Annotated in this window: 1 protein-coding gene; it reads right to left on the reverse strand. The window is 38.7% G+C overall.

What is annotated here, in order from left to right; all coding sequences use genetic code 11:
- Positions 1–1,601: SprB repeat-containing protein (locus GVN22_RS28525; protein WP_205691061.1), on the reverse strand; the 1,601-nt coding region annotated here is incomplete at both ends.

Raw genomic sequence — 1,601 nt, forward strand, 5'->3', positions numbered from 1 at the left:
ACAGCATAGCTATAATTGCCAGCGCCACCTGTAGTTTGGAGAGTTACAACACCATCGTTACCTTGATAGCATTTTACTGCTGATACGGAGTTGATTGTAAAAGTAATGTCCGTAGGCTGAGTGATAGTTTTACTAGTACTTGTTGTAATACAGGCATTTGCATCTTTTATCCACACTTTATAGTCTCCAATAGTCAGAGCACTAAATGTATCATTATTTTGGTAAATATTACCATCCAAAGAATACTGATATGGTCCGGTTCCTCCTAAGGGCAAACCTTTTATTGCGCCTGAATTTCCTCCAAAGCAAAGGACTTGACTAAGAATATCCAGATTAGCTGAAAGTGCTGTCGGTTCGGTAACCTGTACGCTCTTTTGTAATATACAGTTATTGGCATCTTTTAAGGAGATAACATAATTCCCTGCTTTGAGACTTGTAAACTGATTTGACGTAATAAAATTGACATTATCTATTGAATAGAGATAGCCTCCTACCCCACCACCGGCATTGGCGAGAATTGAGCCAGTTGCTTCGCTATTACATTTTACAGCTATATTTTGAAAGCTCATTTCCAAGGCTAAAGGTTCTGCCAAGGTACTTGAGCTCCCCTGCAAACTTTTAACACAACCTTTAATATCTCTTACATAAACCGAATACGCTCCTGCTTTTAATCCTGAAAAAATATTACTGCTTTGGTAATTAGTACCCTCCAGACTATAGGTATAACCTCCGTTACCACCTGAGGCCTGAGTAGTAAGTTGTCCTGTTGATGCTCCATTGCAGAGAATATCTTGCTTCTGGGTAACGCTTACAACTATACTGCTGGCTTCTAGTAATTCAACTTGCATACTAGCTACACATTGGTGACCATCCTGTACTTGAACAGTGTATTGTCCTGCTCGTAGGTCTGAAATCGTACTATTAGAGTTGTAATTGGTTTGGGTACTCAATTTGTAACTATAGGGCGATATTCCTCCTGATGCATTGATGACGAGTTGACCGGTACTACTGCCATTACAATCTATATCTTGCTTACTTTGAAGTGTGGCTAGCAATACTGAAGGTTCTGTAATAGTAGTAATGCCTGATTCTTTGATACATCCATTAGCATCTTTAACCCATACTTTATAATTGCCTGTACCTAAATTGCTTCTTGTTGCATTGTTTGAATAATTGGTATTGTCCAAAGAATACTCGTATGGAGCAATGCCCCCTGATGCACCTAATAAAAGGACTCCATCTTTTTTTCCGTTACAAGATATTTGGTTTTGAATAGTTACAGTAGGAATCACTTCACTAGGCTGAGTAATCGTTCCAGAGGTTGTTGCTGTACAAACATTATCCTTGATAACAATCTGGTAGTTCCCGGCTGAAAGTCCCTGTATTTGAGCAGTAGAGCTATAATTTAAACCTCCATCGATGGAGTACTGAAAACCTCCATTGGGAGTAGAATTAGATGTGTTTATGTTAAGAATACTATTATTTCCGCCAAAGCAAGTTACATTCGAAACCGTGATTGATGGTGGTAACAGCTTACTATCAGAGTTGATGGTTAATCCATTATTGGTACTTACACAACCACTCAAATCCTTAACATAGCC

Source organism: Cellulophaga sp. BC115SP (genome assembly GCF_009905545.1).
GTDB lineage: Bacteria > Bacteroidota > Bacteroidia > Cytophagales > Spirosomataceae > Flectobacillus > Flectobacillus rivi.